The organism is Rudanella paleaurantiibacter (assembly GCF_009184635.1).
In the GTDB taxonomy this organism is placed as follows: domain Bacteria; phylum Bacteroidota; class Bacteroidia; order Cytophagales; family Spirosomataceae; genus Rudanella; species Rudanella paleaurantiibacter.
Genome location: NZ_WELI01000001.1, coordinates 990,291 through 1,009,100, shown reverse-complemented (window position 1 = coordinate 1,009,100; position 18,810 = coordinate 990,291). Strand labels below are relative to the sequence as shown.

At 54.7% G+C, this 18,810-nt stretch carries 17 protein-coding genes; 10 read left to right on the top strand and 7 right to left on the bottom strand.

Going from position 1 to position 18,810, the window contains the following annotated elements; genetic code table 11:
- Positions 1-126 precede the first annotated feature (126 nt).
- The gene (gene trxA / locus F5984_RS03895; RefSeq protein WP_152122930.1) at positions 127-456 is read right to left on the bottom strand and encodes a thioredoxin; all 330 of its coding nucleotides are present in this window, start codon (positions 454-456) and stop codon (positions 127-129) included.
- 202 nt (positions 457-658) lie between these two features.
- On the opposite strand from trxA, the gene pgmB reads away from it, so the two are divergent.
- From pgmB to F5984_RS03860, 7 genes are all read left to right on the top strand, one after another.
- Positions 659-1,339 (top strand): beta-phosphoglucomutase, encoded by a 681-nt coding sequence (gene pgmB / locus F5984_RS03890; protein ID WP_152122929.1) that lies wholly within the window; start codon positions 659-661, stop codon positions 1,337-1,339.
- 32 nt (positions 1,340-1,371) lie between these two features.
- A complete protein-coding gene (locus tag F5984_RS03885; protein WP_152122928.1) occupies positions 1,372-1,938 on the top strand; it encodes a DinB family protein in 567 nt (188 codons plus the stop codon).
- A 22-nt stretch (positions 1,939-1,960) separates the two neighbouring features.
- A complete protein-coding gene (locus F5984_RS03880; RefSeq protein WP_152122927.1) occupies positions 1,961-4,330 on the top strand; it encodes a glycoside hydrolase family 65 protein in 2,370 nt (789 codons plus the stop codon).
- Positions 4,331-4,694: 364 nt separating this feature from the next.
- The gene (locus F5984_RS03875) at positions 4,695-5,477 is read left to right on the top strand and encodes a hypothetical protein (protein ID WP_152122926.1); all 783 of its coding nucleotides are present in this window, start codon (positions 4,695-4,697) and stop codon (positions 5,475-5,477) included.
- Between the two features lie 168 nt (positions 5,478-5,645).
- Positions 5,646-6,509, top strand: coding sequence for a KPN_02809 family neutral zinc metallopeptidase (gene ypfJ, locus F5984_RS03870; protein WP_152122925.1), 864 nt, complete (start codon positions 5,646-5,648; stop codon positions 6,507-6,509).
- Between the two features lie 621 nt (positions 6,510-7,130).
- Complete coding sequence (locus F5984_RS03865; protein ID WP_152122924.1) at positions 7,131-8,183, top strand: SDR family NAD(P)-dependent oxidoreductase; 1,053 nt, start codon at positions 7,131-7,133, stop codon at positions 8,181-8,183.
- On the top strand, positions 8,180-9,139 hold the full coding sequence (locus F5984_RS03860) for a tryptophan-rich sensory protein (protein WP_152122923.1): 960 nt from the start codon (positions 8,180-8,182) through the stop codon (positions 9,137-9,139). Before F5984_RS03865 ends, F5984_RS03860 begins: the two co-directional genes overlap by 4 nt.
- 165 nt (positions 9,140-9,304) lie before the next feature.
- On the opposite strand, the gene F5984_RS03855 is transcribed toward F5984_RS03860, so the two are convergent.
- From F5984_RS03855 to F5984_RS03835, 5 genes are all read right to left on the bottom strand, one after another.
- Positions 9,305-9,778, bottom strand: coding sequence for a hypothetical protein (locus F5984_RS03855; protein ID WP_152122921.1), 474 nt, complete (start codon positions 9,776-9,778; stop codon positions 9,305-9,307).
- A gap of 203 nt (positions 9,779-9,981) precedes the next feature.
- Positions 9,982-11,139 (bottom strand): zinc-dependent alcohol dehydrogenase, encoded by a 1,158-nt coding sequence (locus F5984_RS03850; RefSeq protein WP_152122919.1) that lies wholly within the window; start codon positions 11,137-11,139, stop codon positions 9,982-9,984.
- A 94-nt stretch (positions 11,140-11,233) separates the two neighbouring features.
- Positions 11,234-12,235, bottom strand: a complete 1,002-nt coding sequence (locus tag F5984_RS03845) for a bile acid:sodium symporter family protein (protein ID WP_152122917.1) — start codon at positions 12,233-12,235, stop codon at positions 11,234-11,236.
- A 24-nt stretch (positions 12,236-12,259) separates the two neighbouring features.
- On the bottom strand, positions 12,260-13,492 hold the full coding sequence (locus F5984_RS03840) for a DUF819 family protein (protein WP_185155412.1): 1,233 nt from the start codon (positions 13,490-13,492) through the stop codon (positions 12,260-12,262).
- A 105-nt stretch (positions 13,493-13,597) separates the two neighbouring features.
- On the bottom strand, positions 13,598-15,880 hold the full coding sequence (locus F5984_RS03835; protein WP_152122913.1) for a GH92 family glycosyl hydrolase: 2,283 nt from the start codon (positions 15,878-15,880) through the stop codon (positions 13,598-13,600).
- Positions 15,881-16,105: 225 nt separating this feature from the next.
- On the opposite strand from F5984_RS03835, the gene porQ reads away from it, so the two are divergent.
- The 3 genes from porQ (at position 16,106) to F5984_RS03820 (ending at position 17,862) form a co-directional block, all read left to right on the top strand.
- Entirely contained in the window at positions 16,106-17,152 is a 1,047-nt protein-coding gene (porQ, locus tag F5984_RS03830; protein WP_246168806.1) for a type IX secretion system protein PorQ, read from the top strand.
- A gap of 97 nt (positions 17,153-17,249) precedes the next feature.
- Positions 17,250-17,447 (top strand): hypothetical protein, encoded by a 198-nt coding sequence (locus F5984_RS03825; protein WP_152122909.1) that lies wholly within the window; start codon positions 17,250-17,252, stop codon positions 17,445-17,447.
- Complete coding sequence (locus F5984_RS03820) at positions 17,431-17,862, top strand: putative toxin-antitoxin system toxin component, PIN family (RefSeq protein ID WP_185155411.1); 432 nt, start codon at positions 17,431-17,433, stop codon at positions 17,860-17,862. The genes F5984_RS03825 and F5984_RS03820 overlap by 17 nt, the downstream gene beginning before the upstream one ends.
- Positions 17,863-17,865: 3 nt before the next feature.
- Here the strand turns inward: F5984_RS03820 and F5984_RS03815 are convergent, their stop codons facing one another.
- Positions 17,866-18,789, bottom strand: coding sequence for an FHA domain-containing protein (locus F5984_RS03815; RefSeq protein ID WP_152122905.1), 924 nt, complete (start codon positions 18,787-18,789; stop codon positions 17,866-17,868).
- Between the last annotated feature and the right edge of the window lie 21 nt (positions 18,790-18,810).

Here is an 18,810-nt window from a genome sequence, read left to right as displayed (position 1 = left end):
ACAAAAAAGCCCCGGCTGTCGTCAGCCGGGGCTTTTTGTATAGTAGGGTTTTTGGTTTATCGTTTATCGTTTCTGGCGGCCAACGTTCCGGCTTCTACGACCAAAAACCAAAAACTATAAACCTTTTTACAACGCAGCCTGTAGCTTTTGCTCCAGAACCGCCTTAGGAACAGCACCAATTACTTTATCAACCAGCTGACCGTTCTTGAAAACCATCAGGGTCGGGATGCTCCGAATACCAAACTGCATAGGCACCTGGGCGTTCTGGTCCACGTCCATCTTGGCCACAACAGCTTTACCTTCGTACTCGTCGGCGAGTTGCTCAACCAGTGGCCCGATCATCTTACAAGGCCCGCACCACTCGGCCCAGAAGTCTACCAATACAGGCTTATCAGAATTAATGAGTTCGTTAAAATTTGCGTCAGTTGCTTCAAAGGCGCGAGATCCTGCTGCCATGACAATGATTGTTTATTGTTGTTCTTGACTAATTCAAGAGCATAAACCCGAACTACCTTATTAAGTTCCATTGGTTACCGACTGCCGGGTTAGCCTCTCACCGGCCCGGTTGGCAACGCCCGGTCGGTCCTGAACTTATCCGCTGAACGGGCAATACGCGCAACTTTGTGTTATTTTGCGTACTCAATTCAACCTGAAGTACATGCCTATCAGCGCATTCTTATTTGATTTAGACGGAGTTATTGTCGACACGGCCGTTTTTCATTATCAGGCCTGGCGCCGAATGGCCAACGAACTGGGTTTCGATATTTCGCACGAATTCAACGAAACCCTCAAGGGGGTAAGCCGCATGGACTCCCTCGACCTGATTCTGGCGCATGGTGGAGTTACCCTTACCGACGAGCGTAAACTCGAACTCGCTACCCAGAAAAACGACTGGTACCTCGAACTGGTCAGCCGCATGACGCCCAATGATATTCTGCCGGGCGTTGCGGGCTTTTTTCACCAGCTAAAACACGCCCAACCACCCCTGAAAACCGCCCTTGGGTCGGTGAGTAAAAATGCCCGGCTCATTCTGGAACGCATCCATATGGTCGACCAATTTGACGCGATCATCGACGGCACCAAGATTACGCGCGGCAAACCCGACCCGGAGGTCTTTCTGAACGGGGCGGCTGAGTTAGGCGTAGCACCGGCCGATTGTGTGGTGTTTGAAGACGCCGTGGCCGGGGTCGAAGCCGCCAAACGCGCGGGCATGTTTGCCGTGGGCATTGGCTCGCCCGACGTTCTGACCGAGGCCGACCTGGTAGTACCCTCACTCGAACACCTCACCGTTACCGAACTACTCGCGGCCGTCGAACGGGCGCAGGGACTCGGCTACTGACGGATTGAACGATTCCCAAACCCGTCTGTATCATGCAAAAGCTCACCACCGCTACTGATCTGCAAGCCCGACTGAACCGTATTCTCGACACCGTCGAGCGGGAGTTCAGGCCGCTAACCGACGCCCAACTCCGAACCAAACCGGCCAACGGGGGTTGGAGCATTATCGAATGCCTGCAACACCTGAATCTGGCCGAGCGGTTTTACATCCGGCAGCTTCAGCACAAGGTGGATCAGTTGGGGCTGGTGCAACATAGGCCAACCGATCAGACGCTCGAATCAGACTGGATTGGCCGGTTAATGATCAAGGTCGTTGACCCTAAGAATACTCGAAAAATACCGGCTCCGGGCGTTATCAAACCCCGTACCGCTGCCGACCTCGACGTAGGGCCGGTGCTCCATCAGTTTGTCGAATTGCAAACGCTACTGAACAGCCTGCTCGACAAAGCGATTTATCTCGACTGGAACCGCGAAAAAGTACCTACCCTGCTAGGCAACTGGCTCAAAATGAGACTAGGCGACGCCATTCAGATGCTGGTACTTCATACCGAACGGCACATGGCGCAGGCTATGCGGGTAAAAGAAGGTTTACCGTATTGAGGCCTGTTTAGGCATTTACACTATGAAAAATTACATCTCCCACGATCCCTGGAACATTGTTGAAGAGGGGTTTCACCGCGAGCACAACGAAATCACCGAAAGCCTCATGAGCCTCGGCAATGGCCGTATGGGCGGACGGGGCAATTTTGAAGAAAAGTTTTCGGGCAAAACCCTGCAAGGCAACTACGTGGCCGGGGTGTACTATCCCGACAAAACCCGGGTCGGCTGGTGGAAAAACGGCTATCCTGAGTATTTCGCCAAGGTGCTCAATGCCACCAACTGGATTGGTATCGACATTGATATTGAGTACGAATCGCTCGACCTGAACACCTGCGAGGTGCGCGACTTCCGGCGGGTGCTCAACATGCAGGAGGGGTACCTCGAACGGTCGTTTGTGGCCGTATTCAAGAGCGGCAAAGAGCTGAAAGTAGTCAGCAAGCGGTTCTGCTCCATCGTCGACGACGAAGCGGGGGCCATTCGGTACGCCATTACCCCGCTCAACTTCGACGCTAAAATTACCATTACCCCTTACCTCGACGGGGCCATTCGGAACAAAGACGCCAACTACGACGAGACATTCTGGGACGAAGTACGCAAAGAAACCGGCTACGGCGAAGCTTACATCGAACTCCGTACCCGTAAAACCGGCTTCCACGTAGCTACCGGAATGTGCGTTGAAATTGAGCAGGATGGCGTTCGGATCGACTACCAGTCGCAGCCGATCAAGTACGAAAAATACGTAGCCAACCGGATTACCCTCGACTGCCGACAGGAGCAGGAAACGGCCATTTACAAGTACGGGGTTAACCTGTCGTCGCTCAACCGTGCGACGGACCGTTACGATTCCGACGAGCTGCTTCAGGAGGCCCGCCTGTACATGCAGCGGGTATCGCGCAAGGGCTACGAAAAGATGCTCTTCGAGCAGAAGCAAGCCTGGGCCGATAAGTGGAAAATGAACGACATCACCATTGACGGTGATGACCGCACGGTGGCCGCTCAGCAGGGCATCCGGTTCAATATTTTCCAGCTCAACCAGACGTACACCGGCGAAGACGAGCGGCTCAACATTGGCCCCAAAGGCTTTACCGGCGAGAAATACGGCGGATCGACCTACTGGGACACCGAAGCCTACTGCCTGCCGTTTTACCTGGCTACGGCCGACCAGAAAGTAGCCCGTAACCTGCTCGTGTACCGGTACAAGCAGCTCGGCAAAGCTATTGAAAACGCGCAGAAACTGGGCTTCAAGGCTGGGGCGGCTCTGTACCCGATGGTGACCATGAACGGCGAAGAGTGCCACAACGAATGGGAAATTACGTTTGAGGAGATTCACCGCAACGGGGCTATTGCCTACGCCATTTACGACTACGTGCGCTACACCGGCGACGAAGCGTATCTGGTTGAGTACGGCCTTGAAGTGCTCATTGCCATCAGCCGGTTCTGGAGTCAGCGCGTGAACTGGTCGGAGGCTAAGCAGCAGTACGTGATGCTGGGCGTAACCGGCCCCAACGAGTACGAAAACAACGTCAACAACAACTGGTACACCAACTACATTGCCGCCTGGACCCTCCGGTACACCATGGAGGTAGTTGAAAAGGTGAAGGCCCTGAGCCCCGACAGGTACGCCGAGCTGTGCGACCGGATTCATTTTCAGGAAGAAAAAGAAATCGGGAAGGCGTCGCACATTGTGGGCCACATGCACTACCCCTACGACGAAACCCGGCAGGTATTCTTGCAGCAGAGCGATTTTCTGGATAAAGAACTCCTGTCCGTTTCCGACATTCCGAAGGGGCAACGGCCCCTCAATCAACATTGGTCGTGGGACCGGATTCTGCGGTCGTGCTTCATCAAACAGGCCGATGTGTTGCAGGGGATTTACTTCTTCGAAGACGAGTTTGACCACAGCACGATTGCCCGTAACTTCGACTTCTACGAGCCTATGACCGTGCACGAATCGTCGCTGTCGCCCTGTGTGCATTCGGTTCTGGCATCGTTGCTGGGCAAGAAAGAAAAGGCCTACGAAATGTACCTGCGCACGGCCCGGCTCGACCTCGACGACTACAATAACGACACTGAAGACGGCCTGCATATCACCTCAATGGCGGGCACGTGGCTGGCCGTGGTGAAAGGCTTCGGCGGTATGCGGGTCGAACAGACCGATGCGGGTCAGTATGGCCTCCGGCTCAGTCCGTACTGCCCCGATGGCTGGCAGAAACTGGCCTTCAAGATTCGGTTCCGGGGCGCCCTGCTTCAGGTTACCACCACTCAGCAAACCGTAACGGTCGAGAACTTCTCGGCCCAACCGGTGACGCTATTTGTGTATGGCGCACCGGTGACCGTTGCCGGTAACGGTACTCAAACGGTTGGGGTAAAAACCAATACGGCCGAAGCGTAACCTTCTGGTTATGTTACTCCGTTGGTGAACCGGGTTTGGAGTTTGAGATGTCATCTTGTTTAGAAAGATGACATCTCAAACTCCAAACCCGGTTTCGCTTTAAAATCAGATTAAAAGCATTTATTTCTAAACACTTTTTCGTGATCGGTAAACGGGAAAAAGACAATACAACTACCTGTAAATCAACACAAAAATACGCACAACGCACACCTTGTAACTATTTGGTACAGCTGCGGCCTTATGTCAACTAATAGTCTACTAACTTAGAGGTTGATTCAGAGTCAATGAGCCTATAATTTGGATGGCAAATTGCCCAGACTGATCTCATAGGGAGGCCAGTTTATCGGGTAAGAAACCGTTCACTATGAAAAAGAGTACCATAACTACCCTCCTCCTCCTCATTCTATCCGCTTTTCAATTTGTGAGTGCCCAGCGTTGGCAGCAAGTCGGTAATGCCGGCGACTGGGAAAATACCATCGATGTAGTGGCCATGAACGGCTCGCTGTATAGCATCGAGAAAGACGGAACTCTGTTCCAAACCGACAAGCAAGGTAATTACCGTCAATTGGGTGCTAAAGGCGAGTTCAACAATGTTGATATCCTGGTGGCAATGGACGGCGAAATCTGGACGGTTGAAGATGGCTCACTGTACCGTACCAACCCCAACACTGTATCGTGGAAGCAGGTAGGCCCCACCGGCGAGTGGAAAAACACCGAAGCCATGGTGTCTATGGGCGGTAAACTGTACAGCATCGAAACCAACGGTACCCTGTACGAAACCTCGAAAAGTGGTGCCTGGCAGCAGATTGGTGCGCGCGGTGAGTTTGGCGACGCCACGATGCTCGAAGCCATGGGGGGCTACCTCTGGACGGTTGAAAACGGTACCCTCTACCGCACCAGCATGCGTACCTTGCGCTGGGAGCAGGTTGGCAAAAAAGGCGACTGGGAAAACACCGTGGCTATGGTAGGCGACAACGGCATTCTGTGGAGCGTAGAAGCCGACGGCACCCTGTTCAAGACCGATACTAACGGTAACTACGAGCAGGTAGGTGAGCGTGGCTTGCTGAAAGAAGTGTCAATGATTGTGGCGCTCGACGGCTACCTGTACGTGGTTGAAAACGGCACGCTCTACCGTACCCGCGGCTAAAGAAACAAACCGGGGCACACGCACGATGACCCGCACGGGAAGCGTGCGCCCCGGTTCATCTCCGACCGTTATGTAAAGCCGCTCTAACCGGGGCGGCATTTTTATTGTTGTATCAATCTGGGTAGTATTGCCCTGTTAAAATGGGTATTTTTCTAAACTCTCTTTTCTATGCGTTGGCTGGGAGGTCGTGAAAGCGACAATGTAGAAGACCGCCGTGGATCGGGCGGCAGCGGAGGCCTGGTAATCGGCGGAGGTATTGGCAGTCTGGTGATTGCCTTAATCGTGTACCTGCTCGGGGGCGACCCATCGCAGATTATTGGTCAATCCGACGATAGTTATCAGAGTCCGACCATGCCCGGCGCGCAGGCCCCGGCCGGTCCGCAACCCGACGATCAGGCGGCCAAGTTTACGCGGGTTGTATTGGGTTCAACCGAAGACGTCTGGACCAAACTCCTGGCGCAGGAAGGGCAACAGTACCGCCCCCCCACCCTCGTGCTGTTTCGTAACCGTACACAATCGGGCTGCGGCACAGCTACGTCGGCTTCGGGGCCGTTTTACTGCCCCGGTGATAAGAAACTGTACATCGACCTGTCGTTTTACGACGAGCTCCGCGAACGATTCAATGCCCCAGGCGACTTTGCTATGGCCTACGTGATTGCCCACGAGGTAGGCCATTACTTACAGGACGAACTCGGTATTATGGACAAAGTGTCGGCGGCTCAGCAGCGGGTTGGTAAGCGGCAGGCCAATCAGCTATCGGTTCGGCTGGAGTTACAGGCCGACTTTCTGGCGGGTGTATGGGCCCGCAACAACGGCATGATTGAACCGGGCGACATTGAAGAAGCCCTACAAGCCGCCAACGCCATTGGCGACGACCGGATTCAGCGCGAGACACAGGGCTACGTCGTTCCCGATGCCTTCACGCACGGCACCTCGGCCCAACGGGTGTACTGGTTCAAAAAAGGCTACCAAACTGGCGATATCAATCAGGGCGATACCTTCAACAGCAACGAAGACGCCAACTTGCAGTAGACGCAAACAAGCAGTAGACGCAACCTATTGCGTCTCTACTCACAGTTACGAAAACACGTACCAAGCAAAACGCTCCGACGGCCAAAATGCCGTCGGAGCGTTTGTTATATGGCCTCACCGAAGATCGGCCATGAATTGAGACGCAACCTATTGCGTCTCTACTTCTGTTTTTTCTGCTCCTTTTCGGTACGGTTTAGACACCCAAACACATCGGTATTGAACGCTACAAAATGGACTGTCTTCTGTTCCGAAAAAATCTTGATGGTTGGCTGCGAAGGTGAGAATATCCCCCGGCCATTTGTCATTTCACTCGTCTTCATATCATACGGATTAAATTAGTAATCAGATAGTTACAAACAAAAACCATCTTCTTCCTATCATCTATTACAACAGCAGAAACCGCTAAATCGATTCCGGCATCCCTTTTTTATCTAATAACTCCTTCGGATGGCGCTATAAAAAAGGAGATAATTCTACCGATTCCCGGTGAAGTACAGTATTTGACTCAATTGGCAAAGTATAGAACCCCGATACGTAGCCTATAAAACCACTCGGATAGGAAACATCTGACTAAACAGGCAGTTAAAAGAGACAGTACCATAACTAAATCACTCAACAATTATGAATACAGAAGCCGGAAAAACCGCTTTGATTACGGGTGCCTCCAACGGCATCGGGCAGGAATTAGCCAAACTGTTCGCCAAAGACGGGTACAACCTGGTGCTGATTGGCCGTAACGATGACAAACTCCAACAACTCGCCGAAGGCTTTGAACAGGATTACGGCGTTCAAACCACGGTAATCGCCAAAGACCTCTCGCGCGAAAACGTAGCCGAAGAAGTATATAACGAAGTGACGGGCCGCGGCCTCACCATCAACGTGCTCGTAAACGATGCCGCCGTGAGCACATACGGCAAATTCGCTACCGACACCGACTGGGAGCGCGAAAAAGCCCTCATTCACCTGAATGTGCTCACCCTAACGCACATGACCAAGCTCTTTCTGAAAGACATGGTCACTCGCAACGAGGGTAAAATTCTGCAATTAGCCTCGCTGGTAGCCATTACGCCTTTCCCGCTGATGGCCGTATATGCCGCCACGAAAGCCTACGTGTACAACTTCACGCAGTCGCTCAATAACGAGCTGAAGGATACCAACGTCACCGTTACGGCTCTGCTCCCCAACGCAACCGACACGAATTTCTTCCGGGAAGCCGGTGCGCCCCAACTCAACGTTGAGGATCAGCTCGACGACCCGGCGGTAGTAGCCAAAGATGGCTACGATGCCCTGATGTCGGGCAAGCTGAAGGTGATTCCGGGTGGAGCTATGAACAAAGCCTACGAGGTGATGGCCTACACTATGCCGCAGGAAACGCTGGCCGGCATGATGCGCCACTACAACACGCCCAAAGAGGAATCGGAACGGGAGAAAGAAAGCAGCAGTACAACGTCGGCCTGGGCGCTGGGGCTGGGAATTGCGGCTGCCGTAGTGGCCGGCGTGGCTCTGGTGACGGCGTACAACAACGCCGACGCCCTTACCCGCGCCCGTTACCGCTACAAGGCAACCAAGCTTAAATACAAGGCCAACTCGGTACTCGACGATGCCAAAGAGGCTTTGGTAGATAGCTGGGACAAGGTGAAACATAACGTGCAGAACGCCACCACAACCGCATGAAAACGAGCTCATTCTGGCGCGTAGCGACGGCGGTGTTTGCGGTGGGCAGCATTATTTACACCACCACATCGAGCAGCCGCTCCCGGCGCACCAACCGACAAGCCAACCCGGACGAGGAACCTGAGTACGATGTACCCGCCGAATACCAGCAGGTGTTCGATAAAAACCTCATTGTACCGGCTGGTTGGGCCTTTGGGGCTGTATGGGGCACGGTGTACACCGGTCTGACGGCCTTGCTGGTACATCAGGCACTGCCCACGCAGGCGCACAACCCGCGTTACCAGAAAGCCCTGCCGTGGTGGTGGAGCAGCTTTGCCCTCAACGCCGTTTTTGGGAAGTTTTTTGCCCAGTCGGACCAGGAGAGCGTGGTCATCTCAGACCTAACCACAAAAGCTAACCTGCCCTCGGCGCTTGCTCTGCATCACAGCCTCGAAATTGGCCGCACTGAGGTACCTGCTCCTGAAAAATACCTTCGGATTCCGGTGAGTCTGTACAGTGGCTGGCTGACGGCCGCCACCGTAGTTGGCACGCCCGATACGCTACTGACGCTGGGCCTTTGGGAACGCGACAACGAACGCGACGTACCACTGGCGGCCGGTATTCTGGGGGCTACGGGTGGGGCCGGGTACGCCATTGCCCGGCACCTCAACGACCCCTGGTTTATGGTGCCGTTCATTGCGGGTTTCGGCGGTATTGCCACCCGGCATTGGAACAAGCCCGGCAAAGAACTACTGGCCTACACAGCAGCCGGTTTGGCCGCTGCTTACGCTGGTCTGGCAGCCTACTGGGTGCCCAAAGGTGGGTTTCGCCCCCATGAACGAGCGGTTCAGGATGCAGGTTACGAGGTTTTCCTCGACGAAACCGATCTAAACGGCTCGATTTATTCGGGGCAGCAGCACGCGGCCGAAATTGCCCGCGAACGGCTGGAACCGATTGAAGCAGAAGGGCTCGATTAGGGGATCAGATAGCAGAAAAATAAACGGCTGACGCGTAGGAGACTCCTACGCGTCAGCCGTTTATATAACACACACAAGTGAACGAACAATGATTTACCCTGCTGGTTATCAACCCACTCATTATTCACTATTCATTGTTCATTATACATTTTACATGTGCATTCCCTATCGTTTCACCTGTTGCCGGAGGTATTCAACGCGGTAACCGTCGGGCACTTTCGGGATCAGGACAAAATTGCCCCGCCCATCCACGGGTGACCCACGCTTGCAGTACCGCTCGGTCACAGTGTACACAATGCGTTTGCTTGCATCGTCGCGTTGTACGTCGTACACGTAATAGCTGCCCGTGTACGTCCCTAAGTTGACGGTCGATAGGCCGAGCACATCGTACCGACTGAAATCGACACTATCGAGCCGGGTAGCGCAGCAATGGGTAAACACTCGTTTGTACTCGTCGGCCGTAGAAATCCGGATGCCAAACCGCCCCAAATCTTCTCCCTGCCGGGTATCGTAGGCCAGGTACCCATCTGGAAACAGCCGGTTTATCAAGCCTGTTGTCTGGTCGGGTTCTTTCTCACACACGGTGTCTTCCCGACAACCCACGAGACCTATCAGGAGTAGTAAAACGAGCTTTTTCATACCGTAACGATTCGGCAGTTTCAGAAAAGGTTGGAATCAGGCAAAAATAAACCGATCGGCTGCCCCGTAAAGCCACCGACCGGTTAGGAGTTGATGTCGAATATACAATGTATAGTGCAGAATGAGTAATGCACAATTAATGGACCAATAATCAGCTTCATTACTCATTGTTCATTACTCGTTACCCATTCACTTACAAAGCGTTATGGCTTCAATACTACCTTGGTACAGTTATCCTCTTTGTCGCGGAACATCTTGTAGGCCTCGCTTACCTGCGAGAGCGGTAAGGTGTGGGTGATAATGTCGTCGAGAACCACCCGGCCACTTTCAACATACCCGATTAGCTCATCGATGTACGTTTGGGCGGGCGCCTGCCCAAACCGGAGCGTCAGCCCCTTATCGAACATCCGGTGCACGGGAAAATTGTCGTAGGGGCTACCGTAGGCACCCACCACGGGCACAATACCGCCCCGCTTTACAGCCTGCATGCACAGATCAATGACTTTATCGGTACCGGGTTGGAGCTTGATTACCGACCGTATTTTCTCCAGAAACGACCGCTCAGCTTCGGCCCCGACGGCATCTACGCACACATCGGCCCCGTAGCCACCCGTCATGTCGTAAATAGCCTGCACCACGTCCACATCGTGCGGGTTCAGCGTTTCGACCTTGTTAACCCGCTTGGCCATTTCGAGCCGGTAATTGAGCGGATCGACCGCAATCACTCGCCCGGCCCCTTTGATCCAGGCCGCTTTTTGCGCCATTAGCCCCACCGGCCCCGACCCAAATATCACGACGGTTTCGCCCCCTTGAAGGTTGGCCCAATCGATGGAGGTCCAGCCCGTAGGGAAAATATCGGTCAGAAACAGAACCTGTTCGTCGGTGAGTGAGTCGGGCACTTTGCGCGGCCCGAAGTCGGCAAATGGCACCCGTACGTACTCGGCCTGTCCGCCCTGATAGCCCCCGTAGAGGTCGGTATAGCCAAACAGAGCCCCGCCTTTGCCGTCGAGCAGATTACCCTGTGGGCCGTAATGATCGGGGTTGGAGTTTTCGCAGTGTGGCGGCAACCCGTGGGTACAAAAGTGGCACTGCCCGCAGGCAATTGGGAAAGGCACCACCACGCGGTCGCCTTTTTTGAGGTTACTTACCCCCCGCCCTACTTCTTCCACAATACCCATAAACTCGTGGCCGAGCGTCATGGGCCGAATCTGCGGAAATACGCCATCGAAAATATGCAGGTCGGAGCCGCAAATAGCCGTAGAAGTGACGCGAATAATGGCGTCGCGCGATTCGACGAGGGTAGGATCTTCGGCATTTTCGTACCGAATGTCGTTGGGTTTGTGAAAAACGGCTGCTTTCATAACGGAGCTACTTAGCTGGTTTACTTACTAATTTACCAGACTAACAGACCGCACCGCCTTTAGTTTCGACAAACCGACTAAATGAGTAGGCTATTTATTCACTCGCTTCGGTCTGAGCCGCCATCCGCTGCGCCAGGATACTGGCCACAATCAGCTGGAGGGCATGGTACACCATAATGGGCAATAGAGCTACCCCCGCTGTACTGGCCGAAAACAGAACTTTCGCCATCACACTACCCTGCACCAGCGATTTCTTGGAGCCACAAAACAGAGCCGTAATCTGGTCGGCACGGCTGAAGTTGAGGAATCGGCAAGCCAGCCATACCAGCCCATAAACCACAAAAAACAGGGCCAGCATACCGGCAGAGAGCCACAGCAGATCGGCCACCGAATAATCGGCAAACAGGTTGAGGGTAAACGACTCGCAAAACGACGTGTACACGATAAGCAAAATCGTGATCTGATCGAAGTAGCGCAGGGGCGTTTTGTACCGGGCCGCCAGCCAACCCAGCCGCTGGTTGAGCCCCAACCCCAGCAGTACGGGCACAATCACCTGCAACGATAGCTTAATCATAACGCCCTGCAAATCGAACGACCCATTGCCCGATGTGAGCAGCACGCTCATCCAGATCGGCGTGATAAACACCCCAATCAGACTCGAAATACTGGCGTTGAAAATAGCCGCCGGGAGGTTGCCCCCCGCCAGCGACACCATCACCACCGACGACGAAACCGTGGAGGGCAGGGCAGCTACGTAAAAGATACCCATCCAGAGCAGAACCGTGTCGGGCTGAATGAGCAGCGCCCGGGCCGCCAGCACCAGGGCCGGAAATAGGCCAAAGGTGGTCAGGTGAATAAGCAAATGCAGCCGGTAATTCCGCAAACCGGATTTCAGTTGCTCGAAATTGAGTTTCAGGCCGTAAAAAAAGAAGATGAACGACACACCCACGTTGGTGAGCGACGACAACGAGAGCGGCCCTGTTTGCATACCCGGTTCGGGCCAGAGCCGCGCCACGCCAATCATAGCCAGCAGAGCCAGCACAAACCAATCAAGCCCCACGCGGGCGAGTAACGCCGTAAACGATGTTTTTGCCATCCGTTCGTGTTGTTTATGAATCCCCTACGGCGACACCAACTGCATCAGAATGCCGCAGATATAGCCCATGTACGTACCTACCGCGTACCCCATAATGGCCATAAGCACCCCCACCGGAGCCAACGCCGGATGAAACGCAGCCGCCACAATAGGGGCCGTAGCCGGACCACCAATGCACGACATGCTGCCCACCGCCAGAAAAAAGTACGGTGCCCGCAACAACCGGCACACCAACACCATGATGAGCGCGTGAAATAGCATCCAGATCACGCCCACCAGAATCAGGCCCGGCTGCTCGGTAATGGCGAGAACGTCGGCTTTGAGCCCGATGGTGGCGATCATGATGTACAGAAAAACGGTGGCCACCTTAGACGCCCCCGCGCCTTCGAGCGAGCGAGCCCGCGTAAACGACAACCCGATGCCCAGAGCCGTAGCCACGCCCACAATCCAGAAAAACGGCGCATTCAGGCTGAACTGTTTCAGGGCCGGATAGTTGGCGTCGATGTGCGGAGCCACCCAGTCGGCCACGGCATGAGCTACGGCTGTGGCCCCGAAGCCGACTGCTACAATCGTAATCAGATCCGTTACCGAGGGATTGCGCCGGCCGGCTTCGGCCTGCTCAATCACCCGCTGTTTTACGTCTTCAACCGCCGACGCATCGGCCCGCAACCAGCGGTCGAGCGCAGCCGACCGACTAGCTCCGTACAGCAACAGGGCCAGCCAGATATTGGCCACAAAAATATCGACCGTGACAAAGGCCGAAAACAGACGGTCGCTCGGTAAAAACACTTCTTTGAGGGCTGTTTGGTTGGCCCCGCCCCCAATCCAGGTGCCCGCCATGGTCGCCATGCCCCGCCATACGGCTTCGGGGCCGGTACCGCCCACCAGGTCGGGGGCCAGTTGACCCAGCAACCAGACCGTAAGGGGGCCACCGAGCATTACGCTGATGGCCGAGGCCGCAAACAACTGTACCAAGGCCCGGCCCAGACGCCGAAACGCGCCAAAATCGACGCTGAGCGTAAACAGCACCAGACTCGCTGGCAACAGGAACTTCGACACTACCGGGTACAGGTTAGCGTTGGTTCCATCCACCAAACCCGTGGTATTGAGCAGTGAGGGCAGAAAATAACACAGCAGCGTGGCCGGTACGTAGGCGTAAAACCGTTGCCAGAATGGGCGCGAACTATCGGACGTTTGAAAGACAAAGGCCAGAATAACCAGCAGAATGCCAAGAACAACGGCGTCGTTTGTAATCATGCAGCAAAGAAGGGAACAGATGCGAAAGTCGAAATAGACCGGGCAAACCCGGATACAAAAGATTGCCCAGACACGCCAAATACGTGTCTGGGCAGTTGGCGTTGATTACTTGCCTTCCGTCGACATAGAGTACGGAAACGCGTCGGGCGTGGTGCCGCGCTGCGTGTTGGGCGTTGCCGACATATTGAAGTCAATCACGGCCCCTTTGAGCAGTTCGGTATGGCTCAACCAGTTTTTGGTGTACAGCTTGCGGTTTAGCTGCATCGTATTGACGTAGCGGTTCTGCTCACTATTATTGGGCGCGTTGATGACCAGTTGACGGCCATTTTCGAGCGTAGCCGTTACTTTTTTGAAGAGCGGGGCCCCCAGCACGTACTGATCGGTAGCCGGGCAAACCGGGTAGAAGCCCATAGCCGTAAACACGTACCAGGCCGACGTTTGACCGTTGTCTTCATCGCCACAGTAACCGTCGGGCGTAGGCAGGTACAGCCGGTTCATTACCTCGCGCAACCAGTATTGGGCTTTCCAGGGCGTACCGGCGTAGTTGTAGAGGTAAATCATGTGCTGAATAGGCTGGTTGCCGTGGGCGTACTGCCCCATATTGGCAATCTGCATCTCCCGAATTTCGTGAATCACACTCCGGTAGTAACTTTCGTCGTACACCGGCGGCAGGGTAAACACCGAATCCAGCTTGGCCACAAACTTCTCGCGTCCGCCCATTAGGTCAATCAGGCCCTGTACATCGTGAAAAACCGACCAGGTGTAATGCCAGCTGTTGCCCTCGGTGAAAGCATCGCCCCATTTGAACGGGTTAAAAGGCTTCTGGAAAGTACCATCGGCATTTTTGCCCCGCATCAGACCCGTTTCCTTGTCGAACAGGTTTCGGTAATTCTGGCTGCGTTTGGCAAAGCGTTCAATCTCGGCGGCCGGTCGTTTAAGGGCTTTAGCCAACTGGTAAATGGCGAAGTCATCGTAGGCGTATTCGAGGGTACGGGCGGCATTCTCGTTGATCTTCACGTCGTACGGCACATAGCCTAAGCGGTTATAGTACGGAGCCCCCCGCCGACCCACGGCGTCCATCGGGCCTTCGTTTTCGGCGTTTTTGAGCACGGCCTCGTACAAGGCATTGATGTCGTAGTTGCGCCCGCCTTTCAGGTACGCATCGGCAATCACCGAGGCCGAGTTCGACCCAATCATCACGTTACGCAGGCCGGGGCTTGCCCATTCGGGGAGCCAGCCGCCCTCTTTGTACGCGTTGGCAAGCCCCTCCTGCATCTGCGCGTTGAGCGTAGGATACATGAGGTTCAGAAACGGAAACAGCGACCGGAAGGTGTCCCAGAAACCGGTGTCGGTAAACATATACCCCGGCAGCACCTGCCCGTTGTAGGGGCTATAATGCACTACCTTCCGGTTGGCGTCGAGTTCATAAAACTTACGCGGAAACAGCAGCGAGCGGTACAGACAGGAGTAAAACGTCCGAATCTGCTCGGGGGTCCCCCCCTCTACCCGAATCCGGTTCAGTTCGGTATTCCAGGCGGCTTTAGCTTTTTGTTTGACTACGTCGAAGGTTGCGTTGCCGATCTCTTCCAGATTCCGTTCGGCCTGCTCGAAGCTAATAAACGAGGACGCCACCCGGGCATGTACCACCTCGCCTTTGGCCGTTTTGAACTGTACAGCAGCCCCGGCATGAGCCGCCTGCAACTCCAGCGTATCGCGGGCAATTGTTTTACCGTGCCAGGTTTGGGCCGTCACAAACGGTTTATCAAAGTAGATAACAAAGTAGTTTTTGAAGTTGGCCGGTACGCCCCCGCTGTTCTTGGTGGTGTAGCCAATAATCTTGCGCTCACGGGGCAGTACTTTCACATACGAGCCCTTGTCAAACGCGTCGATGAGTACATACGCGCTATCGGTTTTAGGAAACGTAAACCGGAAACTCGCAGCCCGTTCGGTGGGGGTAATCTCGGTGGTCACGTCGTGGTCGGCGAGGTACACGCTGTAATAGTACGGCTTGGCCACCTCGGCCTTGTGCGAATACCAACTGGCGCGTTCGTCCTCATCAATCCGAAGTTTGCCAGTCACAGGCATGAGCGAAAACTGCCCGTAATCATTCATCCAGGGCGATGGCTGATGGGTTTGCTTGAAGCCCCGAATTTTATCGGCTGCGTAGGTGTAGGCCCAGCCACTACCCATTTTGCCGGTTTGCGGCATCCAGAAATTCATGCCCCAGGGCAGGGCAATAGCCGGGTAGGTGTTACCGTTCGAGAGGCTGGGTTTAGAGTCGGTACCCATCAGCGTATTCACCAGCTCAACGGGGTCGGCGGGTTGGGCATAGGCAGTGGCCGACAAGGCAAATGAAAGAAGTAAACACCGGAAGGCTCGGTATAGCATACGTAGATTTTCTTTTTTCGTGCAGTCGACAAAGAAACGGCTTTCCGGGCAGAACATACCCGCTTAATTGGGCTTTTTGCCGTTTGGATGGCGCTGTTTACACGCATTGGTTCGGGCAAAAAAGCGGGTTGTGTGGGGTTTGATGTGTATTTTGGTGCCGAAATTCGGGCGGACTGGGTGGCAGAAACTCAGTCTGATTGCCGGTATAAACATGGGATTCGGCCTTTGACACGACTGACTTTTTTTGGGGTATTCCTTTGGCTCGGCACCATGCTCGCCCGCCCAACCGCCCACGCTCAGTCGTTTGGCGGGCAGCGGGTGTTCCCATTTCTGAATCTGCCTACCCACGCCCGCGTAGCCGCTTTGGGCGGGCAGGTGGCGTCGGCCACCGAACCCGATGGAGTTTATTTCCAGAACAATCCCGCCCTCGCCGACTCGCTCGCTCCGCACGAGCTGGGTCTTAGTTTTATGCCGTACCTGGCCGCAGCCCGGTACTACACCCTGCAGTACGGGCTCCCGGTTCGGAGTAAAGGTCGCTGGGCCGCTGGTTTGCAGTACCTCAGCTACGGCCAAATGAACCTCACCGACCCACAGGGTAACACCCTCGGTACGTTTTCGGCCAATGACTACGCCCTGGGCCTGACGCACGCCCGCACCGAGGGAGCCTTTAGCCTCGGGGCAACGGTGAAGGCCGTGGGTTCGGCCATTGAGACCTATTCGGCGTTTGGGCTGATGGCCGATTTTGGGGGCGTGTGGCGGCACCCCAAACAAGCCCTGACGGTGGGCATTACCGCTAAAAACGCGGGGGTTTTGCTGCGCAACTACGGCCCCTCACGCGAGGCCGAGCTTCCGTTCGATTTACAGGCTGGCGTTACGTTCAAACCGCGTTACGCGCCCGTTCGGGTCACGCTCACGGCTTATCAATTGCATCGCTTCGACATTGTTTACAACGACCCGGCCCTCAACGTCACCTTCGACCTGAACGGCAACGCCATTCCCCGACGGGTGGGTCTGGCGAACCGACTGGCGCACCACCTGATTGTGGGCACCGAGTTGCTCATCAGCCGCAACGTCAATGTGATGGTTGCTTACAATCACCGGCAACGGCAGGAAGGGCGCCTGCTCAACGGGGCCGGTTTATCGGGGCTATCATTTGGGGCTTCGGTACAGGCGCGGGCCTTTCAGCTCACCTACGCCCGGTTTGTGTACACCCCCACGGCAGGCGGCAACAGTCAGCTCTCCCTCCGCATTGATCTGGCCCGGCTGTTGTAAGGGTACTCGTATCATTTCACCAATACTGTTCAATTTTCTTGTAACTTGAGGTGTTATTATCAATAACCGGTTTATTCCACTGGTCAGATCTGATAGTATGATGACACAAACCGAATTTATAAAAACGTTTGAATCGTTCCCAGCAAAAGCACGATTAGCTATTGCCAGGAAAATTCAGGCACGAATGATCGACGAGTTGTTCGAAGAGCTTGATGCTGAACTACCCGATGCCCCGTTGACAACCGACGAGATTCAACAAGAGATTACCGCCTATCGCCGTGACCAAAAAGCGTAAAGTGCGCCTTGTGATCGATGCAAACTGGTTTATATCAGCGTGTATTAGCCGTGGATCACGACAAACACTGTACTATCGGATTTTGAAAGATCCACGGTTACAGGTGTTCTATTCCACAGAACTTCTTTCTGAATTTGATGGGGTAATCATGAGACCGAAATTCGCGAAGCTTATCAAGCAAGATCAAGTAAATCGCTTTAAAACTATTACACTTTCATTCCTAAAAAAGACAAACCCAATAAACAGCCCCGAGATTGTCCGTGATCCTAACGACAATTATTTATTAGGCATTTGTACAGGTTGCAAGGCTGATTTTCTTGTAACCGGCGACAAAGATTTGCTCTCTCTGGAAACCTACCAAAGTACTACTATCGTAACGATGGGTCAGTTTCTTTCTCTACTGACTTTGCTTTAAAATTTACAGCATCTCAATCAACAGCTTTGCTTCGCCCCCGAGCTCAATCTGATCGGCATGGGCCAGGCGATACCCCACGCCCGGCAGGTCGGCGCGCTCCACGGTATCATCTACGCGCAGGATTTTTGTTTTATTGCCGTTGGCTGGCAGCCCTCCGGCATCGGCAAAGAGTCGGTACTGCCGGTTGGCCGCATCGTACCGGATAGTAGCGTGTTGACGGCTCACACTCAGGTTGGGCTCGCCCCGCTGCGGGTCAAAATGAGGTTCGCCCGAGTCAACAAAGGCGATGTCGTTGGTACGAACCCGCCCCGATGCCGTTTGCACCATGTCGCCCCGGCCAATCCGAAACTCAGCCTGCACCGCCGGGTCGAGCAGATACGTTTCCTGTATGGTTTGGCCTGTTAGGGTCCGCAAGCGCGCCCGCAACGGCTGACTACTCTGCGGATGCACCACCGTCAGGCCCAGATTCCCCTGTTGGTACGTACAGTCGGGCGGAAGGGCATCACGTACAAACTGCCAGTCGAACTGCCAGGCCGGAGCCAGTTTGATGTACTGATTGGCTAAATGTCGGCTCAATTCGGCCTTGAAATGCCCCGGCTGCCCCGCGTACAGGGCTACTCCCATGCGGTCTTCCTCTTCCGGGCTTGCGCACCGAATCCACAAGGTCAGGCCCACCGGCAAGCCATCGGTTTCGCTCACGTAAGCCGCCAGTTTATCCACCACAAACCGGTACAACTGCTCGCGTTGCTGCGGAGTGGCGGGCATAGTGCCCCGCGCCAAATCGGGCGGGGGGGCCACCGGCGGAACAATCGGCCGCTGCTCAGGCGATTCGGCGGGTACCGGTTCCGGCCGTGCGCCATCTGGCCCAGACGAAGCCGCCCCCGAACCCAACCCAAAAAACTGTTTCAGATTATCGATAAAAGCCATGCACAATCAAATGTGTAATGT

Excerpts from the sequence above, each read along its gene's own strand:
- F5984_RS03815 (WP_152122905.1), bottom strand. The coding sequence starts at position 18,789 with ATGGCTTTTATCGATAATCTGAAACAGTTTTTTGGGTTGGGTTCGGGG.
- ypfJ (WP_152122925.1), top strand. The coding sequence starts at position 5,646 with ATGCGTTGGCTGGGAGGTCGTGAAAGCGACAATGTAGAAGACCGCCGT.
- F5984_RS03885 (WP_152122928.1), top strand. The coding sequence starts at position 1,372 with ATGCAAAAGCTCACCACCGCTACTGATCTGCAAGCCCGACTGAACCGT.
- F5984_RS03875 (WP_152122926.1), top strand. The coding sequence starts at position 4,695 with ATGAAAAAGAGTACCATAACTACCCTCCTCCTCCTCATTCTATCCGCT.
- F5984_RS03860 (WP_152122923.1), top strand. The coding sequence starts at position 8,180 with ATGAAAACGAGCTCATTCTGGCGCGTAGCGACGGCGGTGTTTGCGGTG.
- F5984_RS03835 (WP_152122913.1), bottom strand. The coding sequence starts at position 15,880 with ATGCTATACCGAGCCTTCCGGTGTTTACTTCTTTCATTTGCCTTGTCG.
- F5984_RS03880 (WP_152122927.1), top strand. The coding sequence starts at position 1,961 with ATGAAAAATTACATCTCCCACGATCCCTGGAACATTGTTGAAGAGGGG.
- F5984_RS03850 (WP_152122919.1), bottom strand. The coding sequence starts at position 11,139 with ATGAAAGCAGCCGTTTTTCACAAACCCAACGACATTCGGTACGAAAAT.
- F5984_RS03825 (WP_152122909.1), top strand. The coding sequence starts at position 17,250 with ATGATGACACAAACCGAATTTATAAAAACGTTTGAATCGTTCCCAGCA.
- trxA (WP_152122930.1), bottom strand. The coding sequence starts at position 456 with ATGGCAGCAGGATCTCGCGCCTTTGAAGCAACTGACGCAAATTTTAAC.
- F5984_RS03845 (WP_152122917.1), bottom strand. The coding sequence starts at position 12,235 with ATGGCAAAAACATCGTTTACGGCGTTACTCGCCCGCGTGGGGCTTGAT.
- pgmB (WP_152122929.1), top strand. The coding sequence starts at position 659 with ATGCCTATCAGCGCATTCTTATTTGATTTAGACGGAGTTATTGTCGAC.
- F5984_RS03865 (WP_152122924.1), top strand. The coding sequence starts at position 7,131 with ATGAATACAGAAGCCGGAAAAACCGCTTTGATTACGGGTGCCTCCAAC.
- F5984_RS03840 (WP_185155412.1), bottom strand. The coding sequence starts at position 13,492 with ATGATTACAAACGACGCCGTTGTTCTTGGCATTCTGCTGGTTATTCTG.
- F5984_RS03855 (WP_152122921.1), bottom strand. The coding sequence starts at position 9,778 with ATGAAAAAGCTCGTTTTACTACTCCTGATAGGTCTCGTGGGTTGTCGG.